Here is a 21951-nt window from a genome sequence, read left to right as displayed (position 1 = left end):
GTCCCTGAGCCGTTTCTCCGGTCCCTGAGCCTGTCGAAGGGCGGGCTCAGGGCTGGAGGCGACCCGATCGCGCCGCCGTCGCCGGTAGTCGGACGATGAGCGCGCCGGGGTCGACGGTCAGCCGGGCCGCCGAAACCGGGCCGATCCCGTCGCCGTCCGCCTGGAACTCGGCCGGCGGTGAGACCGTCACGTCGATCCGTCGCACCCGCAGGTAGCGGAGCGCCCCTCCGGCGGAGCGGGCCGTCTCGACGGCACTCGGCTGCACGCGGCGGCCCCGTGTCCGTCTGCCCTTGGAGAACCGGGCGACGGGATTGTTCGAGCGGTGCAGCCAGCGCGTGACCCGGACCCCGTCCCACCCCTCGAGGGACCGCACCATGAGGACGTCGAGCACGCCGTCGTCCAGGAGTGCGTCGGGGAGGACGTCGAGGCCGGCCGAGACCGTGCCGCAGTTCCCGACGAACATCGTGTGCGTCCGTCCGCTCCGGATCGGTCCGCCGTCCTCCTTCCAGGAGACGCGGGGCCGGTCGCGGCGGAAGAGCCCGCGGATGATCGGGACGACGTAGGCGATCCAGCCGAAGCGGCGCTTCAGGACGGGGTCGGCGTAGGCCACCATGTCCGCGTCGACGCCGAAGCCCGACATGACGAGGAACGGGGTGCTCCGCCTGACGCCGTCGGGGTTCCGGTATTCAATGACGCCGACGTCGACGCTCCGGTCCTCTCCGGTGAACGCGGCCCGCACCGCGGTGGCCGTGTCGATCGGGATCCCTGCGTTCCGGGCGAAGAGGTTCGCGGTGCCGACGGGGACGACGGCGAACGGGGTGCGGGTGTGACGCATCGCCCCGGCCACCTCGCGGACGGTCCCGTCACCGCCGGCGGCGATCACGAGCGACGCGCCGCCGCCGAGCGCCTCCGCGACCTGGTCGACCGCGGTCGACCGCTCGCGAGTCGGGATCCAGGTCGTCGGGCCCCAGCCGGCCTCGGCGGCTGCTGCGTCGACGAGCTTCGTCACGCGCTCGAGCTGGATGCGCGTCGGGTTGTAGATCACCGCAGCGTGCGGCGGGGTGCTGCCTGGCGTCATGCGGCCAGTGCCGGCCAGAGGACGGACAGGACCTGGTCCGCCCAGTCGTCGTCCATGTCGGCGCCGCGGACGAGCTGTCCGAGGACCGCGCCGAGGAGCAGGGTCGCGACGAGGCGGCCGTCGAGTCCGGGCTTCAGATCGCCGGTGGAGATCCGCTCGTCGACCAGGTTGGACAGTGCGCGCGCCCGGTTCCTCGTGAGGTCGCGGAGCAGCGTGGAGAACTCGGGGTCGTCCTGGAGCAGGATCGACGCGATCGTGCCCCGGCCCACCACGTCCTCGATCATCGCGCGGGCTTCGTGGAGCAGCCAGGTGAAGGTGTCGTAGGTGGAGAGGCTCTCGGGGATCTCGACCGGCGTCTCCATGGCACGCGCGACGGCCGCCGTGAGCAGTTCGGAACGGTTGCGGTAGCGCCGGTAGATCGTCGTCTTCGCCACGCCGGTGGTCTCGGCGACCGCCTCGATGTTGACCGCGACCGAGCCGCGGGAGCGCATGAGGTCGAGCGCAGCGTCGAGGATGCGGTCGCTCATCTGCTGAGCGCGGGAGACGCGTCGGGAGACGGGCACCGACCAACCTCCTCCGCGCGACGCCGGATTCCGGTCGGATCGGTCCATTGCGCTACGCCCACCGTAGCGCAACGGGATGGGTGCGCATAGGGAGGGCCCCGGTGACGGTGTGGTCGTCAGTCCCAGCGAGGGTCGTCGGGGTCGGGGGAGTCCTCGCCGTCGGCGTCGGTCATGACCGTCGCCCCGTCGATCCACGCGGTCAGCGCGTCACCATGCAGCTGCTCGGGCGCGGGTGCGCCGAACAGCTGCGGGTGCGTCACGGCCGCGAGCGGTGCGTCGCTCGCGAAGACGACGACGTTGCCGAGCGGCCCCTCGTCGTCGACCGGATCGAAATCGAGGACGACGGCGACGTGGGCGAACACGGCTCGCAGCGTCGCCGCCTGGCGTCGCGAGTAGTCGAACGGGCTGCCGTCGAGCAGGTTCACCGCGATCACGCCGTCGTCCGCCGAGCGCGCTGCCACGCGGCGGTAGAACTCGAGGCTCGCGACCCGACGGTGGATCACCGCCGCATCCCAGAGGTCGACGACGGTCACCTTCGCGTCCCGCCACGCCGTGACGTCCCCGTCGGTGGTGACGGCTTCGTCGGTCGGCTCGTCCGCGACGGCCCTGGCGTCACCGAAGCGGACCTCGACGCGGTGGCCGTCCGGGAGCGGCAGCGCCTCCAGCATCCCGGCGTACAGCTCCGGCTCGAACTCGACGACGAGCTGCGGCGACCCTGGGCGCGTCGCCTCGACGTAGCGGGGGAGCGTCAACGCGCCGGCACCGAGGTGGACGACGAAGAGCTCCTCGCCCGCCGGCGCCTCGGCGTCGATCACGCGGGCGATGTGCCGGATGTACGGGTACTCGAGCGAGCGGGGATCCGCGAGGGAGACCACCGACTGCGGGATGTCGTCGACGCTGAGCTCGTAGCGCAGCGTCCGCTTGTCGAGGAGGGTGATCCGGGCGTCGCGACGGCCGAACGGCAGCCGGCGGGAACGGGAGAACAGAGGCACCCGTGCAGCCTACGGTGCACGGGCGGTGGTCGACGCCCGGGCCCGGTATCGTTGACCGGATATGGCACACCTTCTCGGCGCTGAAGCGCTCCACCTCGAGTACCCGACCAAGGTCGTCTTCGACGGCATCACGATCGGGGTGAACGAGGGCGACCGCATCGGCATCGTCGGCCGCAACGGCGACGGCAAGTCCACACTCCTCGGCCTCCTCGCCGGCCGCAAGGAGCCCGATTCCGGCCGCGTGACGGTGCGCAACGGCGTCACGGTCGGCGTGCTCGACCAGTCCGACACCCTCGACCACGACAAGACCGTCGGCCAGACCATCGTCGGCGGCTTCGACGAGCACGAGTGGGCGGGCGACCCGAAGGTCCGCGACGTCATCTCCGGCCTCGCCTCCGACATCGCTTGGGACGCCCTCGTCGCCGACCTCAGCGGTGGTCAGCGCCGCCGGGTCGCGCTCGCGGCCCTGCTCGTGGGCGACCACGACATCCTCTTCCTCGACGAGCCGACGAACCACCTCGACGTCGAGGGCATCACCTGGCTCGCGCAGCATCTCAACCGCCGCTGGTCGAGGAACTCCGGCGGCCTGCTCGTCGTGACCCACGACCGGTGGTTCCTCGACGCCATCTGCACGGCCACGTGGGAGGTGCACGACCGCATCGTCGAACCCTTCGAGGGTGGGTACGCGGCCTACGTCCTGCAGCGCGTCGAGCGCGACCGCTCCGCCGCGGTGTCCGAGGCCAAGCGCCAGAACCTCATGAAGAAGGAGCTCGCCTGGCTGCGCCGTGGCGCTCCCGCCCGCACGGCCAAGCCGAAGTTCCGCATCGAGGCCGCCAACGCGCTCATCGCCGACGAGCCGCCCGTGCGCAACACGGTCGAGCTGGCCGGCATGGCGACCGCCCGCCTGGGCAAGGACGTCGTCGACATCCTCGATGTCACGGTGTCCTACGGCGACCGGACGGTCATCAAGGACGTCGAGTGGCGCATCGCCCCGGGCGAGCGCACCGGCATCCTCGGCGTGAACGGCGCCGGCAAGTCCACACTCCTCGGGCTCGTCACGGGTGAGGTCGAAGCGACCGAGGGTCGCGTCAAGCGCGGCAAGACCGTGCAGGTCGCGACGCTCACGCAGCAGCTCGACGAGCTCGCCGAGTACGAGCAGGACCGCGTGAGCGACGTCATCGGGCGCAAGCGCACGAGCTACGTCGCCGGCGGCAAGGAGATGACCCCGGGGCAGCTGCTCGAACGCCTCGGCTTCACGAGTGCGCAGCTGTCGACGCCGGTGAAGGACCTCTCGGGTGGCCAGCGCCGCCGTCTGCAGCTCCTGCTCATCCTGCTCGACGAGCCGAACGTCCTCGTGCTCGACGAACCGACCAACGACCTCGACACCGACATGCTCGCCGCCATGGAGGACCTCCTCGACTCGTGGCCGGGCACCCTGCTCGTCGTCTCGCACGACCGGTACTTCCTCGAGCGCGTGACCGACCAGCAGTACGCGATCATGGACGGTCACTTCCGGCATCTGCCCGGCGGCATCGACCAGTACCTGGAGCTCAACGCCGGGACGGCCGGCAGCCGCTCCCAGGAGCACGACCGCCCGACGGCCTCCGGCGGTGGCCCGACCAAGAAGACGCCGAAGCTGAGCGGTGCGGAGCTCCGGAACGCGCAGCAGGAGATCAAGGCGATCGACCGCAAGCTCCACAAGCTCAACGGTCAGATCGAGCAGGCGCACGAGAAGGTCGCCGTCCACGACCAGAGCGACTTCGCCGGCATCACGGCCCTCGGCGCCAAGATCCAGGCCATGTACGGCGAGATCGCCGACCTCGAGGTCCGCTGGCTGGAGCTCTCCGAGCTCGTCGAGTAGTCCGCCCTCGTGCGGGGAACATCGCCATCCGTCGCTCTGTTCCGAAGTGTTACGCGCCGGTTCGTCATCCCTGCTAGGCCGACGTACCGTCGAATCAGCGTCCACCGGCGCGCACCACCCGAAAGAGGAATCACAGCAATGACCTTCTCGAAGAAGCTTCTGGCCGGACTGGCCATCATCCCCGCCATCGCGCTCCTCGCCGGATGCGCCGGCGGCTCAGGCTCAGGCGCCGCCGCTGAAGACAAGGGCACCGAGGCGAACCCCGTCAAGATCGGTGTCGTCGGCGCGAGCGACCCCTACTGGGAGACGTACAAGGAGGCCGCCGAGAAGGAGGGCATCTACGTCGACATCGTCGACTTCGGCGAGTACACGCAGCCGAACCCGGCGCTCACCGAGGGCGAGATCGACCTCAACCAGTTCCAGCACATCGTCTACCTCGCGCAGTACAACGAGGCCTCCGGTGAGGACCTCACGCCCATCGGCTCGACGGCGATCTACCCCCTCGGCCTCTACTCGACCAAGGTCGACAGCGTCAAGGACATCAAGAAGGGCGACACGATCGCCATCCCGAACGACGAGAGCAACCAGGCTCGTGCGCTCCTCGTCCTGCAGTCCGCAGGCCTGCTGGAGCTGAAGGACGGCGGCAACATCTTCTCGACGCCGGACGACATCATCGCCGACAAGTCGAAGGTCACCGTCACCTCGCTCGAGGCCTCGCTGACGCCGACTTCGCTGCCTGACGTCACCGGCGCGATCATCAACAACGACTTCATCAACGACTCCGGTCTGAAGGCGTCCGACGCGATCGCCGAGGACGACCCGTCCGACCCGAACGCGCTGCCGTACGTCAACATCTTCGCCGCGAAGGCCGCCGACGCCGACAACGAGACGTACGCGAAGCTCGTGAAGATCTACCAGGACACGAAGTCCGTCGTCGACGGCGTCGTGGAGAACTCCGGCGGAACCGCGGTTCCGCTGAAGACCCCGGTCAAGGACCTCGTGAAGTCGCTCGAGACCGTCCAGAAGGACATCAAGGCCAAGGGCTGATCCGACGTTCAGAGCGTTCCTGTGGGAGGCTGTCATCCGCTCCCACAGGAACGCTTCGTCGTTTCACCGCCTCCTGATCACCCGACACACCGAGGACACCCCCATGCCACTCGTCAGCCTCCGAGACGTCGCGAAGCGCTACCCGTCTCCGCAGAAGGGCGCCGCACCGATCGCCGCGATCGACGGCGTCGACCTCGACATCGAGGCCGGTGACGTCTTCGGGATCATCGGCTACTCGGGAGCCGGTAAGTCGACGCTCGTCCGCCTCATCAACGCGCTCGAGCCCGCGACGTCGGGGAGCATCGTCGTCGACGGCACCGAGGTGACGACGCTCTCGGAGCGCGGCCTCCGCGACCTCCGCCTCGGCATCGGGATGATCTTCCAGCAGTTCAACCTCTTCAACTCCAAGTCGGTGCGGAAGAACATCGCCTACCCGCTCGAGGTCGCCGGACGTCCCCGCGCGGAGATCCGCAGCCGCGTCGACGAGCTGCTGAAGTTCGTCGGGCTGTCCGACAAGGCCGACAACTACCCCGACCAGCTCTCCGGCGGGCAGAAGCAGCGCGTCGGCATCGCTCGTGCGCTCGCGACCTCGCCCCGGATCCTGCTCGCGGACGAGGCGACGAGCGCCCTCGACCCCGAGACCACGCAGGAGGTCCTGGCGCTGCTCAAGCAGGTCAACCGCGACCTCGGCGTCACCATCGTCGTCATCACCCATGAGATGGAGGTGATCCAGTCGCTCGCGACGAAGGTCGCCGTCATGGAGCGCGGCAAGGTCATCGAGCAGGGCGACGTCTTCGAGGTGTTCTCCGACCCGCAGCACGCTGCGTCCAAGCGCTTCGTGTCGACGGTCATCAAGGGTGTCCCGTCGCCGGCCGAGCTGGCGGTGCTCCAGGAACGACACGTCGGGCGCATCGTCACCCTGTCCTTCCGCGACGGCGACGCCTCGCAGGCGGGCGTCTTCCTCACGCTCGCGCAGGCGGGCGTCGACTTCGAGCTCGTCTACGGCGGGATCAACGACATCCAGGGTCGCGCGTTCGGCCACCTGACGCTCGCCCTCCGCGGCGACGACCAGGCGATCGACGGAGCGCTGACCGCCATCGGATCCCAGGCCACCGTGACGGAGGTGCGCTGACATGGACGCACTGATCGATCTGCTCCCGAAGCTCGGCGACGCGACCGTCGAGACCCTCTACCTCGTCTCCTTCAGCCTGCTCTTCGGTGGGATCGCCGGACTCGTCGTCGGCACCGGTCTCTACGTGACGCGGCCCGGCAACCTCTACTCGCACCCGGTGCTCTACGGTGTGCTCAACGTGATCGTGAACATCTTCCGGCCGATCCCGTTCATCATCTTCCTCGCGGCCGCCCAACCGCTCTCACGACTCGTGATCGGCACCGGCATCGGCGCGAACGCGTTCATCTTCATCATCTCGCTGGCGGCGACCTTCGGCATCAGCCGGATCGTCGAGCAGAACCTGCTGACGGTGTCGCCCGGTGTCATCGAGGCCTCGCGTGCCGCGGGTGCGAGCCGGCTCAGGACGTTGCTGAGCATCGTCCTCCCGGAGGCGCTCGGTCCGCTGATCCTCGGCTACACCTTCGTGTTCGTGGTCATCGTCGACATGTCGGCGGTCGCGGGCTTCATCGGCGGCGGTGGGCTCGGTGCCTTCGCGATCCAGTACGGCTTCCGCCAGTTCGAGCCGGTCGTCACGTGGGCCGCGGTGATCATCATCATCCTGCTCGTGCAGCTCATCCAGTTCTTCGGCAACTGGCTGGCCCGGAAGATCCTCCGCCGCTAGCTAGTCGAAGTCGAGACTGAGCTTCCGCAGCAGGACGGTCAGCCGGGCCTGTTCGGTCGAGCTCAGGCCGTCGAGCAGGTCCGCCTCGGCGTCGACGAGGCGCGTGATGGCGGCGTCGACCGTGTTGAGTCCCGCGTTCGTCATCTGCACGAGGATGCCGCGGCCGTCGTTGGGGTCGCCCTGGCGTTCCACGAGTCCGCGCTCGACCAGGCGGTCGATGCGGTTCGTCATCGTGCCGCTTGAGACCAGCGTCTGGAGCAGCAGGGCCTTCGGACTCAGCCGGTAGGGGGAGCCGGCGCGACGGAGCGCCGCGAGGACGTCGAACTCCCACGGCTCGAGGTTTGACCGCGTGAACGCCGCTCGACGCGCCCGGTCGAGGTGGCGTGACAGCCGGGCGACACGGGAGAGGATCTGGAGGGGCGAGAAGTCGAGATCCGGGCGCTCGCGGTTCCAGGCGTCGACGATCCGGTCGACCTCATCGGTGCTAGCTGGCATCCCACCATTATCGAGGCAACGCTCGTGTCGCATCGGATCCGAGTCGGCAGCACAGGATCCGTCTGGCAGAATTGACCACGCTGCCCGGCCTCCGGGTGGTGGTCCGCCATAGTGTAACGGCAGCACGGCAGCCTTTGGAGCTGTTCGGTCCAGGTTCGAATCCTGGTGGCGGAGCGACCGATCACCGACCGGGCGAGTGCCCGGACCGAGGGGGAGCACACGTGACCGACGACCGTCTGGCCATCATCATCCTGGCCGCTGGCCAGGGAACCCGCATGAAGTCGGCGCTGCCGAAACTCCTGCACCCGCTCGGCGGCGTGCCGATCGTCGGCCACGTGTTGGCGACCGCCCGCTCGCTCGACGCAGGGCATGTCATCGCCGTGGTCCGCCACGAGCGCGACCGCCTCGTCGAGGCCATCGAGTCGGAGCTCCCCGGTGCGACCATCGTCGACCAGGACGAGGTGCCAGGCACCGGTCGCGCGGTGGAGCAGGCGCTCCTGGCGCTGCCCGACGACTTCGACGGCGACGTCCTCGTGGTCAACGGCGACGTCCCGTTGCTGAACGCCGCCACGCTCACCACGCTCATCGAACGCCACCGCAACCACGACGTCGCGGCGACGATCCTCTCGGCCATGCCCGACGACGCGACCGGGTACGGACGCATCATCCGCACCGAGGCCGGGGCACTCGACTACATCGTCGAGCAGAAGGACGCGACCGACGCCGAGCGGGCCGTCAACGAGATCAACGCCGGGGTCTACCTCTTCGGCGTGAGCCAGCTCCGCGACGCGCTCGCCGAGGTCACCACCGACAACGCCCAGGGGGAGAAGTACCTCACGGACGTCATCGGCCTCCTGCGACGCGCGGGCTCCGAGGTCTCCGCGCTCCCGGTGAGCGACTCCTGGCTGGTCGAGGGCATCAACGACCGCGCCCAGCTGAGTGCCGCCGCGGCCAAGCTGAACGCCCTCCTCGTGCGTGCCTGGCAGCTCGCCGGCGTGACCGTCCAGGATCCGGCCACGACGTGGATCGACATCAAGGCGCGGCTCCACGCCGACGTCACCCTGCTTCCCGGGACGCAGATCCTCGGCGCGACGGTCGTCGAGTCCGGTGCCACCATCGGTCCGGACACCACGCTCATCGACACCGAGGTCGGCGCGGGCGCGCGCGTCCGCCGCACGGACGCGACCCTGTCGGTCATCGGTGCCGGCGCCGAGGTCGGACCGTTCGCCTACCTGCGCCCCGGCACGGTGCTCGGCGAGCGCGGCAAGATCGGCACCTTCGTGGAGACGAAGAACGCGCAGATCGGCGAGGGCAGCAAGGTCCCGCACCTCAGCTACATCGGCGACACCGAGATCGGCGTCGAGTCGAACGTGGGTGCCGGCACGATCACCTCGAACTACGACGGCGTGCACAAGCACCGCACGACCATCGGATCGCACGTCCGCACCGGTGCGCACAACACCCTCGTGGCCCCGGTCAGCGTGGGCGACGGCGCCTACTCCGGTGCCGGCACGGTCATCCGCAAGGACGTCCCGGCAGGGGCGCTCGCCCTGACGGTCGCGCAGCAGCGCAACGTCGAGGGCTGGGTCGAGCAGAAGCGCCCGGGTACGGCGGCTGCGACGGCTGCCGGCGCTGCCTCGGCGGCACCGACCATGGATGCCGTGTCGGACGACACGGCTGCGGCTGGTAACGTCGACTCGTGAGTGAGGCCGGAGCATTCCGGCAGAAGGCAGGGTCTGTGTCAGGCATCACGGCGGACAACAAGAAGCAGCTGGTTCTCGTCTCCGGACGAGCCCACCCGGAACTCGCCGAGGCGATCGCGGCGGAGCTCGACTCCGAGCTCCTCCCGACCGATGCCAGGACCTTCGCCAACGGCGAGATCTACGCCCGGTACGACGAGAGCATCCGCGGCACCGACGTCTTCGTCATCCAGTCGCACACCGCTCCGATCAACGAGTGGCTCATGGAGCAGCTCATCATGGTCGACGCGGCCAAGCGGGCGAGCGCCAAGCGCATCACCGTGGTCGCCCCGTTCTACCCGTACGCGCGCCAGGACAAGAAGGGTCGCGGCCGCGAGCCGATCTCGGCCCGCCTCGTCGCCGACCTCTTCAAGGCCGCCGGTGCCGACCGCATCATGTCGGTCGACCTCCACGCCGCGCAGATCCAGGGCTTCTTCGACGGCCCGGTCGACCACCTCTTCGCGATGCCGGTCCTCCTCGAGCACTTCCGCGCCAAGCTCGACCCGTCGACGCTGACGGTCGTCTCGCCCGACATGGGCCGCGTCCGCGTGGCCGACATCTGGAGCGACAAGCTCGGTGCGCCGCTCGCCATCATCCACAAGCGCCGCGACCCGCTGGTCCCCAACCAGGTCAGCGTCCACGAGATCGTCGGCCAGGTCGAGGGTCGGGTCTGCCTGCTCGTCGACGACCTGATCGACACCGGACGCACGATCGTCAAGGCGGCCGAGGCGCTCAAGAACGCCGGCGCGATCGGCGTCGTCGTCGCGGCCACCCACGCGGTGTTCTCCGACCCGGCGGTCGAGCTCCTGCAGAGCGACGCCATCGACTCCGTCGTCGTGACCGACACCCTCCCCGTCGATGAGGCCAAGCGCTTCGACAAGCTGACCGTCCTCTCGATCGCGCCGCTCATCGCCCGAGCGATCCACGAAGTCTTCGACGACGGCTCCGTGACGAGCATGTTCGACGGCGCCGCGTAGCCCGTCACCTTCCGCTGGTACGCAGAACGCCCGGTCCGAACTCGGACCGGGCGTTCTGCGTCGGCAGGCCGTGGGTCAGTGGCTCGAGCCCGCCTGCTCGACCTCACTGCGGTCGCCCGACCAGAGGGTGTGGAACGTGCCGTCGAGGTCGACGCGCTTGTAGGTGTGCGCTCCGAAGAAGTCGCGCTGGCCCTGGACGAGCGCTGCGGGCAGACGCTCGGCGCGGAGGCCGTCGTAGTACGACAGCGACGACGAGAACGCCGGCGAGGGGATGCCCGCCTGGGCGGCCGCGACGACCACGCGGCGCCAGCTGTCCTGCGCCTCAGCGACGGCGTCGCTGAAGTAGGGCGCCGTCACGAGGGCGACCAGCTCGGGGTTCTCCTCGTAGGCCTCGGTGATGCGGTTGAGGAACTGCGCGCGGATGATGCAGCCGCCGCGCCAGATCTTCGCGATCTCGCCCTTCTTGATGTCCCAGCCGTACTGCTCGGCACCGGCGACGATCTCGTCGAAGCCCTGCGAGTAGGCGATGATCTTCGACGCGTAGAGCGCCTGGCGCACGTCCTCGACGAACTGGTCGGGGTCGGCGACGGTCCACTCCTCGGAGGGACCGGCGAGTTCGCGGGCCGCTGCGCGCTGCGCCGGCTTCGACGACAGCGAACGGGCGAACACGGCCTCCGCGATGCCCGACACCGGGATGCCGAGGTCGAGTGCCGTCTGCACGGTCCACGCGCCGGTGCCCTTGGCGCCGGCCTGGTCGAGGATGACGTCGACGAGCGGCTGCCCCGTCTTTGCGTCGACCTGCTTGAGGACCTCGGCGGTGATCTCGATCAGGTAGCTCTCGAGCGTGCCGCGGTTCCACTCGGCGAAGATCTCCGCGATCTCGGCCGGCGACTTGCCGGTGCCGCGACGGATGAGGTCGTAGGCCTCGGCGATGAGCTGCATGTCCGCGTACTCGATGCCGTTGTGGATCATCTTGACGAAGTGGCCGGCGCCGTCGGTGCCGACGTGGGTGACGCAGGGCTCACCCTCGGCGATCGCGGCGATCGACTTGAGGATGGGGCCGAGGGTCTCCCACGCTTCGGCGGAGCCGCCCGGCATGATCGACGGTCCCTTGAGGGCACCCTCCTCGCCGCCGGAGATACCGGCGCCGACGAAGTTGATGCCGGTCTCGCGGACGGCCTTCTCGCGGCGGATGGTGTCGGTGAAGAGTGCGTTGCCGCCGTCGACGATGATGTCGCCGGGCTCGAAGACCTCGGTGAGCTGCTGGATGACGGCGTCGGTGCCCTTACCCGCCTGCACCATGATGATCGCGGTGCGTGGCTTCGAGAGCGACGCGGCGAACTCCTCGATGGTCTTCGACGCGACGAAGCCGGCCTCGGGGTGCTCGCTCACGAGCAGGTCGGTGCGTTCGGGGGAGCGGTTGTACACGGCGACCGTGTTGCCCTCGCGGCTCGCCAGGTTGCGCGCGAGGTTGCTGCCCATGACGGCCAGACCGACGACGCCGATGTTGGCGCGAGCTTCGGCGGTGTTCACCATGTGGTTCTCCTTCAGAGTGGGTGATGCGGGAGGCGTTCCGAGTGCTCAGGAGTCGACGGGGCGGCTGCAGGACAGCGGCGACACCCTCGTCGATCCGGGCACGGCCCGTCCTGCAACCGTAGCAAAGGGAGGTGTCGCTCCACCGCTCAATGACCCCGCGTGCAGGTGAGGTCCCAGCGGACCGTGCGGGGGTGTCCGGTATCGTGCTGTGCGGGTCGGACGAGCCGGCCGCCCGGCCATCGGCCGGAGACCACAGGGGGTTCCGTGTGAATGCACCGCTCGTCGTCGTCATGGGCGTGTCCGGGTCCGGGAAGAGCACGACCGGAGTGCTGATCGCCGACCGGCTCGGGGTCCCCTTCGTCGACGCCGACGCCCTGCACCCGCTCGAGAACGTGCGGAAGATGGCCGCCGGCACACCGCTCGAGGACCCCGACCGCTGGCCCTGGCTGGCCCTCGTGGGCAGAGCACTCGCCGACGCCTCGGACACGGGCCTCGTGATGGCCTGCTCCGCACTCCGACGGGCCTACCGGGAGGCGATCCTCGCGGAGGCGCCCGGGGTGCGGTTCGTGCTCCTGCACGGCTCGCGCGAGGTGCTCGGCCGCCGGATGGAGGGCAGGAGTGGTCACTTCATGCCGCCGTCGCTCCTCGACTCGCAGTTCGCACTCCTCGAAGACCTGGACGCCGACGAACCGGGCTTCGTGGTGGACGTCGACGCCACCGTCGACGAGATCGTGGACGAGGCGGTCGCGGGCCTCAGCGCGGTGCGATAGACTCTCCCACTGAACTTCGGCGAGGGAAGCGGCCCGTGGCAGCTTCCGTGATCGACGCGGTGGTCTGGCTTCCGGCTTTTCCTCACGCAGATACGCGTTCGAGTTGACTCATCCATTCCGCCGCGCATCGTCGCGGCACGACCAACCGGGTGCAAGACCCGTGAGGAGAACATCATGTCCGATGACCTGAAGGTCACCGCGGAACTCCGCGAATCGTTCGGCAAGGGCGCAGCCCGCAAGCTCCGTGCCCTCGGCAAGATCCCGGCCGTGCTCTACGGCCACGGCACCGAGCCCGTGCACGTCTCGCTGCCCGGCCACCAGATGCTGCTCATCCTCCGCAAGTCCAACGCGGTGCTCGAGCTCGACATCGCCGGCAAGGGCCAGCTCGCGCTGGTCAAGGACGTCCAGAAGGACCCCGTGCGCCAGATCATCGAGCACCTCGACCTCATCGTGGTCAAGAAGGGCGAGAAGGTCCAGGTCGACATCCCCGTGACCATCGAGGGCGAGTCCGCCGCCGGCACCATCCTCAACCAGGACGCCACCACGGTGAGCCTCGAGGTCGAGGCGACCCACATCCCCGAGCGCGTCACCGTCAGCGTCGAGGGCCTCGAAGAGGGCGCCCAGATCCTGGCCGGCGACCTCGAGCTCCCGAAGGGCGCTTCGCTCATCACCGAGGCCGACGTCCTCATCGTGGCGATCACCGTCCCGGCCGCTCCGGCGGACGAGGAGACGGAGGCCGCTGAGGCCGCCGCCGAGGAGACCGCAGCCGAGGCCGCGGAGTAGTCACCACTCCAGCAGACGAACCTGTCGCCCGCCCGCCCCGATAGTCTCGGTGCATGGCAGGCGGCAGGTTCGCTCGGTTTCTGGCCGGTCTCACCGGTCGGGCCGAGGCGTTCGATCAGGAAGGCAGCATGGCTGCAGACACGTGGCTCATCGTCGGGCTCGGGAACCCGGGCGAGCAGTATGCCCGCAACCGGCACAACGTCGGGCAGATGGTTCTCGACGAGCTCGCGAAGCGCATCGGCGGAACCTTCAAGACCCACAAGGGCAACGCGCGCGTGGCCGAGGGGCGGCTCGTGCCGGGCGGCCCGAAGCTCGTGCTCGGCAAGCCCAACAGCTACATGAACCTCTCCGGTGGCCCGACCGCCGCGCTCGCCCAGTTCTTCTCCGTCGACCCCGATCACGTCATCGCGGTCCACGACGAGCTCGACATCCCGTTCGACTCGATCAAGCTCAAGCAGGGCGGCGGGCACGGTGGGCACAACGGCATCCGCGACATCGCCTCAGCGCTGAAGACCCCCGAGTTCCTGCGCGTCCGCGTCGGTATCGGGAGGCCGCCGGGTCGTCAGGACGCCGCCGACTTCGTCCTCAAGGACTTCGCGGGAACCGAGCGGGAGCAGCTTCCCATGCTGGTCGCCGACGCGGCCGATGCGGTCGAGCTCCTCGTGAACGAGGGCCTGTTGGCTGCACAGACCCGGTTCCACGGCTCCTGACGGCCGCTCAGCCGAGCGGTGAGCGGACTCGTCGGCCCTGGCGCGTGCCGGCGCCGACGAACACCGCGCCCACCAGGAGCAGTCCGCTGATGAGCAGCGCGGTGGCGAGGGGGACCTCGGCTCCCGTCCGGACCAACGGCGCCTGCGGTTCGAGTGGCGCGACCCGCCACACGATGCCGAGCGAGGTGTGGAGCGCCCCTGTCGAGACACGGGGTGCGTCCGGGAGCGGCAGGCGACCGGTGTCGGCCGAGGTCATCGACCCGGTGGCTGCGTGGTCCGATGCGCGCGAGTACCCGGTCAGGACCGCCTCGAACGTGTGGGCGAACAAGCCGTCGTCGAGGGCTTCCGGTGTCAGGACGAACGGCTCGGTGCTGATGCAGACCGTCGAGGTACCAGGGTCGATGAGCTCGCTGCTGCAGGCGAGGCGGGTGTCCGGCGTCTCCACGAGGGTGATGTCGCCCAGTGCGTTCTCCCCGGTGTTGGTGACCGTCGCGATGACGCGCAAGTGGTCGCCGGGGTCGGTCGCGACGGTCTCGCCCTCGACCGGAACCCACGATCCATCGGCACCCTGGATCTCGACGCGGACGGTGCCCTCCACGGCCAGCGCGGGGGCGAGCACTCGGTAGGTGGTCTCGTCCGTGCTGCTGAGCCCGGAGGCGGTCTGTTCCGCACGGACGACCGCCTCGCCGGACTCGACGACCTCCGTGCTCGCGCAACTCCAGCGGCCGGACGGGTCAACGGTGGTCTTACACAGGGTGTTGCCCTCGCCGTCGCGCACGGTGATGTCGGCGCCCGGCTCGCCCGTACCGGCGGAGGTCGGTCGCGAGGACTCCACGACGGCGCCGGATGCCGGGCTCCCGATCGCGACCCGATCGATGGCGGTCAATGCCGGCTGTGAGCCGAGGTCGAGCCCGCGGGCGGCGTCACCCGCCACGGCGACGGTCAGCGCGCCGCGAGCGACCGGTGTGGCGTCGACCTCGATCGTGCAGGACTCCTCGCCCGCCGCGAGGTCGCCGGTGAACGCGACGTCGGCCCCGTACGCGGGAGCGCTCACCTCCGCCGAGCAGCTCGCGATCACTCGCGGATCGACGGCGACCGTGAGGCCACCGGGCAAGGCCGTCCGCACGGACCAGCCGGCCTTCGCGGCGAGTTCCGGGGTGTTATGCACGATGAAGCGGAGACGGACCGTCTCACCGACGAAGGCGGTGTCCTGCGACAGCTCGACATCGAGGGTCGGGGTCACGTCGATGATGCTCAGATCGTCGAAGGCGTGGTCGTTGCCCGATCCGCCGCCGTGTTCGTTGCGCATCACGACGCCGATCGAATCATCGTCGATGAGGGTGGAGGAGTCGGCCGCGAAGTGGCCGGCACGAGCCGAGACGCCGCCGTGGCTGAACGATTCGGCACGGTCGTCCGTGCACGGATCGATCGCCTGCTTGGACACCGGGTGTTCGACGCCGTCGGAGGTTCGCAGCGCCAGCTGCAGTGCGGTCGGCACCGCTGCGAAGCAGTTCAGGGACGCGACGTTCACGGAGGCGGTCAGGAAGCGGCCGGTGCCGGTAGCCAGTGGGATCGGCGTGGTCGTCTCCAGTTCGACCGCGCCGTCTGGACCGTTCGTCTGGGTATAGGCCGCAACGGCGGAGTTGGTTCCGGGATCGGTGCCGTTGAGGACGCCCAGCACTCCGGCGAGGGCACGGACGTTCGCCATGGCGCTCGCGGCGTCGAGGCAGTCACCGGGCTCGGCCTCCGCCATGGACGCCGACAGGATGAAGCCGTTGCACGCCGCTCGGTCCGTCCAGAAGTCGTCGGCGTCGAACCGGAGGTCCGAACGGCCCAGGTGATCGCGGATCGACATGGGCGTACCGGTGTCGGGTGCGCGTTCGAAGTCCTCGTGGAAGACCTCACCACGGGGAGTACCTGCTGCGTCGGTCGGTGGCTCGAAGGCCGTCGCTCCTGCCGGTGCCGGTTGGATCATCGAGAGGGTCCAACCGACCGCCAGGACGAGTGTCGTGGTCAGGATCGGACGGAGTGGGCTGGTCGAAACGCGCATGCAGCATCCCAAGAAATCATCGGATGGGGGAGGCCGCCAGCGTAGCAGTGCTGATCTTCTGGGATATCAGACGATCGAGGGATGGAAGTCCGATGACATGGGAGCCGCCGGCTCAGGCGCGTACGTACCGCGAGATCAGGAGGTCGTCCGATCGCAGGAGGTGCTGTAACCGCATCGGTCGCGGAGCTTCGGACGCGGGACCGGCGGAGACCCGGACACTGTCCCCACCGACGAGCGCCGGACTGATCGTCAGACAGAGTTCGTCGACGGCGTCGGCAGCGATGAACGAGCCGAAGAGTGCCGGACCACCCTCGCACAGGATCTGCCGCAGTCCACGGTCGGAGAGCGTCTGGACCACCCGCGCCGGTTCGACGTGTTCGTCGCCGCACGCCACCACGTCGGCGACCGCGTCGAGCGCCGCGCGCTTCGCGGGGTCGGCGCGGTCGGTCGTCACGACGAGCGGCCGGACCGGTGCCTGGGTGAAGACCTCCGAGCGGAGGTCGAGGTCGAGCGAGCCCGACACGATCGCGAACACCGGGTGCAGGGGGAGGTCGTGGTCGTCGCGCCACGTCGCGGCGTCGATGTCGAGCCGCATGGCACCGTAGCCCTCGTCGCGCACGGTCCCGGCACCGACGAGCACGACGTCGGTGAGTCGACGCAGGATGTCGAACACGGTCTTGTCGGCCGGGCCGCCCAGCCCGCCGGAGACGCCGTCGACGGTCGCCCCACCGTCCAGGCTCGTCACGAAGTTCACGCGGACGGTCGTGGCCGAGCGGTCCTCGACGGTGTAGGCCGCCACGAGCTCGTCGACCGACAGCGGTCGGTCCTGCGCGGGGACCAGGCTCGTGATGCTGGGGGTGCTCATGTGGCTCCTCGAGGGTTCCGGATCAGACGTTGTGGACGGGCGCCACCGGTGCGCGGAAGCCGAGGATCGCCTCGGTCATCCGCACGGCCGCGATCGACTCGGGCACGGCGTGCATCCGCACGATGCGGGCGCCGAGGAGGATGCACGCCGCAGCGGACACCAGGGACCCCTCGAGACGTTTCGACTTCGGGCGGTCGAGGGACTCGCCGATGAAGTCCTTGTTCGACACCGCGGCGAGCGTCGGCAGCCCGAGCGCGGCGATCTCGTCGAACCGTCGGGTGAGTTCGAGCGTCTGCACGGTGTTCTTGTTGAGGTCGTGCCCCGGGTCCACGATGAGCCGTGACTCGGGGACGCCGTGGGAGAGCGCGAGGTCGACGCGGGCCGCGAGGAAGGCGGCGACCTCACCGGCGACGTCGTCGTAGTGGGGGCGGGGATGCGGCTGCCTCGGCCTGGCCAGACTGTGCGTGATGACGAGGGTGGCCTCGCTCGCGGCGACGACGTCCGCGAGAGCCGGGTCGTGGATCCCCGTGGTGTCGTTGATGACGGAGGCGCCCGCCGCGATGCAGGCCGCCGCCACCTCTGGGCGGAAGGTGTCGACGGAGATCACGACGTCGCTCCGTGCGGCGAGCGCCTCGACGACGGGGAGCACGCGGTCGAGCTCCTCGGCGGTGGGGATCTCCGGCCCGGGGGCGAACTTGGCTCCGCCGATGTCGACCCAGTCGGCGCCCTGTTCTGCGGCGGTCACGGCGGCGTCGACGGCTCGGTCGAGCGAGAACGTCGCGCCCTGGTCGAAGAAGGAGTCCGGGGTGCGGTTGATGATCGCCATGACCGCGACCTGCTTCGAGAAGTCGAACGTCCGTGCTCCGATCTGGCGGATCGGCTGGCGGATCGGGGGGAGCGGGAAGCCGCCGGTCCGTTCGGGGTGTCGGTCTGACCGGGGCTCCGTGCTCGTCATGGGTCAATCATGACGCGTCCGGCGCGAGAGGATGCCGCGTGACGCGTCGTCCGCAGCCGATTGACAGCGGTGGCCGGTGGGGGTTCGGGTCATGGGTGTCGGTGGCTCGGCGTAGGCTGTCCCGGTGACGCTTCAGGGTTTGACTCACGCGCTTCGGCGCGCCACAACGATCGACGATGCCCTCGCGTACGCGGGCAAGAGCGCGGACTTCTCCGTGATCGACGGACTGCGTGCACCGCTCCTCGCGGCGCTCATGGACGAGCGCGGTCGGCAGGGTGCCGCGCAGGCGGCCCTCGTCGTCACCGCGACCGGCCGCGACTCCGAGCGGCTCCGCTCCGCGCTCAGTGACCTCATGCCCGAGGCCGAGATCGTCGAGTTCCCGGCCTGGGAGACGCTGCCGCACGAGCGCCTCAGCCCGAGCGCCGAGATCGTCGGCCGACGCCTGGAGGCGCTGCGGCGGCTCGGCGCGTGGACGGGGGAGCGGCCGTTCCTCCTCGTCGCGTCGGTGCGGGCCGCCCTGCAGCCCGTGGCCGACAACCTCACCGAGACCGCTCCGATCGAGCTCGTCCAGGGCGGTCGCGGACACGACCTCGCCGCGATCGCACTGCGCCTCGTCGAACTCGCGTACACCCGGGTCGACATGGTGTCCCGGCGTGGTGAGTTCGCGTTGCGCGGCGGCATCCTCGACGTCTTCCCGCCGGTCGCCGACCACCCGTACCGGGTCGAGTTCTTCGGCGACGAGGTCGACGGCATCCGGGCGTTCTCGGTCGCCGACCAGCGATCGCTGCCCGAGCCGGTCGACGCGATCCGCCTGCCGCCGTCCCGGGAGCTGCTCCTCAGCCCGGCCGTCCGGCAGCGCGCCGCGGAGATGCAGCACGAGTTCCCGAGCCTCACCGGGATCCTCGAGAAGATCGCGGAGGGCATCGCGGTGGAGGGCATGGAGTCGCTCTCCCCGGCCCTCGTCGACCGCCTCGTCCCGATCACCCATTACCTGCCGGATGGAGCGGCCGTCGCCGTCGTCTCGCCGGAGCGCGTCGTCACGAGGTCGATCAGCCTCGCCGAGACGAACCGCGAGTTCCTCGCCGCCGCATGGAGCGCCGCGACCGTCGGTGCGAACGCGCCGATCGACCTCGCCTCCGGCGACTTCATCTCGCTGGGCGCCCTGAAGGAGTCCGTCACCTTCAGCGCTCCCGGCCAGCCGGCGCCCGACCACCCGTGGTGGACGTTCAGCGGCTTCCGCGCCGGCCCCGACGTCGAGACGCTCCCGGAGCACCTCGAACTCGACGAGCTCCTCACCGTCACGGTCGACGGCGATACCGTGCCGAGCTTCCACGGCAACGTCGAGGGCGCCATCGAACACGTCGCCGACCGCATCCGCGAGGGGTGGACGGTCATCGTCGCCGCCCGTGGGGTCGGTCTCGTCGAGCGTGCGGCGGACGTCCTCGCCGAGCACGAGATCGCGGCCCGCATGGTCGACGAGCTGCCGGCCGACCCGGAGCCCGGGGTCGCCTATCTGCTGCAGGCCGACGTCGAGGGCGGCTTCGAGCTGGAGACGTCGAAGCTCATGCTGCTCGGCGAGACCGAGTTCTACGGACGCACCGCCGGGTACGACTCGCGCCTGGTCAAGAAGCTCGCCACCCGACGCAAGAACGTCGTCGACCCGATGCAGCTCCGGTCCGGCGACTTCGTCGTGCACCAGACCCACGGCATCGGCAAGTTCGTCGAGATGACCCAGCGCGAGGTCTCGAGCGGCGGACGCAACCCGGTGAAGAGCACCCGCGAGTACCTCGTGCTCGAGTACGCACCCTCCAAGCGCGGCTACCCGGGCGACAAGCTGCTCGTCCCCACGGACCAGCTCGACCTCCTCACCCGCTACGTGGGCGGCGAGGCTCCGCAGCTCAGCAAGATGGGCGGCAGTGACTGGTCGCAGGCGAAGAGCAAGGCGCGCAAGGCCGTCCGCGACATCGCCGTCGAGCTGGTCAAGCTCTATTCGGCGCGCATGGCGTCGAAGGGGCACGCCTTCGGTCCCGACACCCCGTGGCAGCGCGAGCTCGAGGAGGCGTTCCCGTTCGCGGAGACCCCCGACCAGCTGCAGACCATCGACGAGGTCAAGGCCGACATGGAGCGCGAGATCCCGATGGACCGCCTCCTCTCCGGCGATGTGGGGTTCGGGAAGACCGAGGTAGCCGTCCGTGCCGCGTTCAAGGCCGTCCAGGACGGCAAGCAGGTCGCGATGCTCGTGCCGACCACCCTGCTCGTCAAGCAGCATTTCGAGACCTTCCAGGAGCGGTTCGCCGGGTTCCCCGTGCACCTGCGGCCGCTCAGCCGGTTCCAGTCCGACAAGGAGGCGCGTGAGGCGCTCGCCGGACTCGCCGACGGCACGGTCGACGTCATCATCGGGACGCACCGTCTGCTGACCGACAAGGTGCACTTCAAGGACCTCGGCCTCGTCATCATCGACGAGGAGCAGCGGTTCGGTGTCGAGCACAAGGACGCCCTCAAGAAGCTGAAGACGAACGTCGACATCCTGGCCATGAGCGCGACCCCGATCCCGCGCACGCTCGAGATGGCGGTCACCGGCATCCGGGAGATGTCCACCCTCGCGACACCACCGGAGGACCGCCACCCGATCCTGTCCTTCGTCGGTCCGTACAACGGCAAGCAGGTCGGTGCGGCGATCCGGCGCGAGCTCCTGCGCGAGGGCCAGATCTTCTTCGTGCACAACCGGGTCTCGTCCATCAGCCGCGTCGCTGCGGACCTCGCGGAGCTCGTCCCCGAGGCGCGCATCGCCATCGCCCACGGGCAGCTCGGCGAGGCCGCGCTCGAACAGGTCGTGGTCGACTTCTGGGAGCGCCGTTTCGACGTCCTCGTCTGCACCACGATCATCGAGACCGGCCTCGACATCTCGAACGCCAACACGATCATCATCGACCGCGCCGACAAGTACGGCCTGAGCCAGCTGCACCAGCTGCGGGGTCGTGTCGGTCGCGGCCGCGAGCGCGCCTACGCGTACTTCCTGTACGACGAGCACAAGCCGCTCTCCGAGACCGCCCACGACCGGCTCTCGACCATCGCGGCGAACAACGAGCTCGGCAGCGGCATGCAGGTCGCCCTGAAGGACCTCGAGATCCGTGGCGCCGGCAACATGCTCGGGGGCGAGCAGGCCGGCCACATCGCGGGCGTCGGCTTCGACCTCTATCTCCGCATGATCGGCGAGGCCGTGTCCACCTTCCGTGGCGACGTCGCCGAAGGGCAGACCGAGCTGCGGCTCGAACTGCCCGTCGACGCACACATCCCCGAGGAGTACGTCGACAGCGAGCGGCTGCGGCTGGAGGCCTACCAGAAGCTGTCGGCCGCGTCCGGGCCGGCGGCCAAGGACGGCCAGATCGACCTCGTGATCGACGAACTCGCCGACCGATACGGCGAGCCGCCGGCGCAGGTGAGCACACTCATCGCCGTGTCGCGGCTCCGTCAGCGTGCGCAGCGCTCGGGACTCAGCGACCTCATCGCCGTCGGACCGAACCTGCGGGTCACGCCCGCCGACCTCCCCGACTCCATCCAGACGCGGCTGCGACGCATGTATCCCGGCGCGAAGTACCTGGCCCAGACGAACACCGTCATCGTGCCGTTGCCGCGCGTCGGCGACGAACCGCTGGCCGACACCGATCTCATCGCCTGGGTGCAGCAGTTCCTGAACGCGATCTACCCGCTGCCGGAGGGCTCGACGTCGTCCTAGC

The 21951-nt window shown here is 69.6% G+C and carries 18 protein-coding genes and 1 tRNA gene; 11 read left to right on the top strand and 8 right to left on the bottom strand.

Going from position 1 to position 21951, the window contains the following annotated elements; all coding sequences use genetic code 11:
- Window positions 1-46: 46 nt before the first annotated feature.
- From ITJ62_RS10970 to ITJ62_RS10960, 3 genes are all read right to left on the bottom strand, one after another.
- The gene (locus ITJ62_RS10970; protein ID WP_194601913.1) at window positions 47-1078 is read right to left on the bottom strand and encodes a diacylglycerol kinase family protein; all 1032 of its coding nucleotides are present in this window, start codon (window positions 1076-1078) and stop codon (window positions 47-49) included.
- Complete coding sequence (locus ITJ62_RS10965; protein ID WP_194601910.1) at window positions 1075-1641, bottom strand: TetR/AcrR family transcriptional regulator; 567 nt, start codon at window positions 1639-1641, stop codon at window positions 1075-1077. The genes ITJ62_RS10970 and ITJ62_RS10965 overlap by 4 nt, the downstream gene beginning before the upstream one ends.
- Before the next feature lie 116 nt (window positions 1642-1757).
- A complete protein-coding gene (locus tag ITJ62_RS10960) occupies window positions 1758-2633 on the bottom strand; it encodes a fused MFS/spermidine synthase (protein WP_194601907.1) in 876 nt (291 codons plus the stop codon).
- Window positions 2634-2694: 61 nt separating this feature from the next.
- Between ITJ62_RS10960 and ITJ62_RS10955 the strand changes: the two genes are divergently transcribed.
- The 4 genes from ITJ62_RS10955 (at window position 2695) to ITJ62_RS10940 (ending at window position 7334) form a co-directional block, all read left to right on the top strand.
- Window positions 2695-4494 carry an ABC-F family ATP-binding cassette domain-containing protein gene (locus ITJ62_RS10955; protein WP_138946653.1) on the top strand — a complete coding sequence of 600 codons (1800 nt, stop codon included), beginning with the start codon at window positions 2695-2697 and terminating at the stop codon, window positions 4492-4494.
- A 138-nt stretch (window positions 4495-4632) separates the two neighbouring features.
- Complete coding sequence (locus ITJ62_RS10950) at window positions 4633-5541, top strand: MetQ/NlpA family ABC transporter substrate-binding protein (RefSeq protein WP_194601904.1); 909 nt, start codon at window positions 4633-4635, stop codon at window positions 5539-5541.
- A gap of 103 nt (window positions 5542-5644) precedes the next feature.
- Window positions 5645-6673: a methionine ABC transporter ATP-binding protein gene (locus ITJ62_RS10945; RefSeq protein ID WP_194601901.1), complete on the top strand. Its 1029-nt coding sequence runs from the start codon at window positions 5645-5647 to the stop codon at window positions 6671-6673.
- A 1-nt stretch (window position 6674) separates the two neighbouring features.
- Window positions 6675-7334: a methionine ABC transporter permease gene (locus ITJ62_RS10940; protein ID WP_064296483.1), complete on the top strand. Its 660-nt coding sequence runs from the start codon at window positions 6675-6677 to the stop codon at window positions 7332-7334.
- Here the strand turns inward: ITJ62_RS10940 and ITJ62_RS10935 are convergent, their stop codons facing one another.
- Window positions 7335-7829 carry a MarR family winged helix-turn-helix transcriptional regulator gene (locus ITJ62_RS10935; protein ID WP_064296482.1) on the bottom strand — a complete coding sequence of 165 codons (495 nt, stop codon included), beginning with the start codon at window positions 7827-7829 and terminating at the stop codon, window positions 7335-7337. It lies immediately after the preceding gene.
- 102 nt (window positions 7830-7931) lie between these two features.
- Between ITJ62_RS10935 and ITJ62_RS10930 the strand changes: the two genes are divergently transcribed.
- From ITJ62_RS10930 to ITJ62_RS10920, 3 genes are all read left to right on the top strand, one after another.
- Window positions 7932-8003, top strand: a tRNA-Gln gene (locus ITJ62_RS10930).
- 47 nt (window positions 8004-8050) lie between these two features.
- Entirely contained in the window at window positions 8051-9532 is a 1482-nt protein-coding gene (gene glmU, locus ITJ62_RS10925) for a bifunctional UDP-N-acetylglucosamine diphosphorylase/glucosamine-1-phosphate N-acetyltransferase GlmU (RefSeq protein ID WP_194601898.1), read from the top strand.
- Between the two features lie 35 nt (window positions 9533-9567).
- Complete coding sequence (locus ITJ62_RS10920) at window positions 9568-10545, top strand: ribose-phosphate diphosphokinase (RefSeq protein WP_064296480.1); 978 nt, start codon at window positions 9568-9570, stop codon at window positions 10543-10545.
- Window positions 10546-10620: 75 nt separating this feature from the next.
- Here the strand turns inward: ITJ62_RS10920 and gndA are convergent, their stop codons facing one another.
- Window positions 10621-12081, bottom strand: a complete 1461-nt coding sequence (gene gndA, locus ITJ62_RS10915) for an NADP-dependent phosphogluconate dehydrogenase (protein WP_079001993.1) — start codon at window positions 12079-12081, stop codon at window positions 10621-10623.
- Window positions 12082-12347: 266 nt separating this feature from the next.
- On the opposite strand from gndA, the gene ITJ62_RS10910 reads away from it, so the two are divergent.
- The 3 genes from ITJ62_RS10910 (at window position 12348) to pth (ending at window position 14344) form a co-directional block, all read left to right on the top strand.
- Window positions 12348-12851, top strand: a complete 504-nt coding sequence (locus ITJ62_RS10910) for a gluconokinase (RefSeq protein ID WP_370581895.1) — start codon at window positions 12348-12350, stop codon at window positions 12849-12851.
- A 174-nt stretch (window positions 12852-13025) separates the two neighbouring features.
- Window positions 13026-13634, top strand: coding sequence for a 50S ribosomal protein L25/general stress protein Ctc (locus ITJ62_RS10905; RefSeq protein ID WP_079705465.1), 609 nt, complete (start codon window positions 13026-13028; stop codon window positions 13632-13634).
- Window positions 13635-13762: 128 nt separating this feature from the next.
- Window positions 13763-14344, top strand: a complete 582-nt coding sequence (pth, locus tag ITJ62_RS10900; RefSeq protein ID WP_194601895.1) for an aminoacyl-tRNA hydrolase — start codon at window positions 13763-13765, stop codon at window positions 14342-14344.
- Window positions 14345-14351: 7 nt separating this feature from the next.
- Here pth and ITJ62_RS10895 read toward each other — a convergent pair whose 3' ends face one another.
- The 3 genes from ITJ62_RS10895 to folP all read right to left on the bottom strand — a co-directional run bounded on the left by ITJ62_RS10895 (window position 14352) and on the right by folP (window position 18214).
- Window positions 14352-16394 carry an Ig-like domain-containing protein gene (locus ITJ62_RS10895; RefSeq protein ID WP_194601892.1) on the bottom strand — a complete coding sequence of 681 codons (2043 nt, stop codon included), beginning with the start codon at window positions 16392-16394 and terminating at the stop codon, window positions 14352-14354.
- Window positions 16395-16506: 112 nt separating this feature from the next.
- Window positions 16507-17259, bottom strand: coding sequence for a pyrimidine reductase family protein (locus ITJ62_RS10890; protein WP_194601889.1), 753 nt, complete (start codon window positions 17257-17259; stop codon window positions 16507-16509).
- Between the two features lie 22 nt (window positions 17260-17281).
- Complete coding sequence (gene folP / locus ITJ62_RS10885; protein ID WP_194601886.1) at window positions 17282-18214, bottom strand: dihydropteroate synthase; 933 nt, start codon at window positions 18212-18214, stop codon at window positions 17282-17284.
- Window positions 18215-18338: 124 nt separating this feature from the next.
- Between folP and mfd the strand changes: the two genes are divergently transcribed.
- Window positions 18339-21950: a transcription-repair coupling factor gene (gene mfd / locus ITJ62_RS10880; RefSeq protein WP_194601883.1), complete on the top strand. Its 3612-nt coding sequence runs from the start codon at window positions 18339-18341 to the stop codon at window positions 21948-21950.
- Window position 21951 lies beyond the last annotated feature (1 nt).

The organism is Plantibacter sp. VKM Ac-2876 (assembly GCF_015350715.1).
GTDB classification, from domain to species: Bacteria; Actinomycetota; Actinomycetes; order Actinomycetales; family Microbacteriaceae; genus Plantibacter; species Plantibacter auratus.
This window is presented reverse-complemented; position numbering and strand designations above follow the sequence as displayed.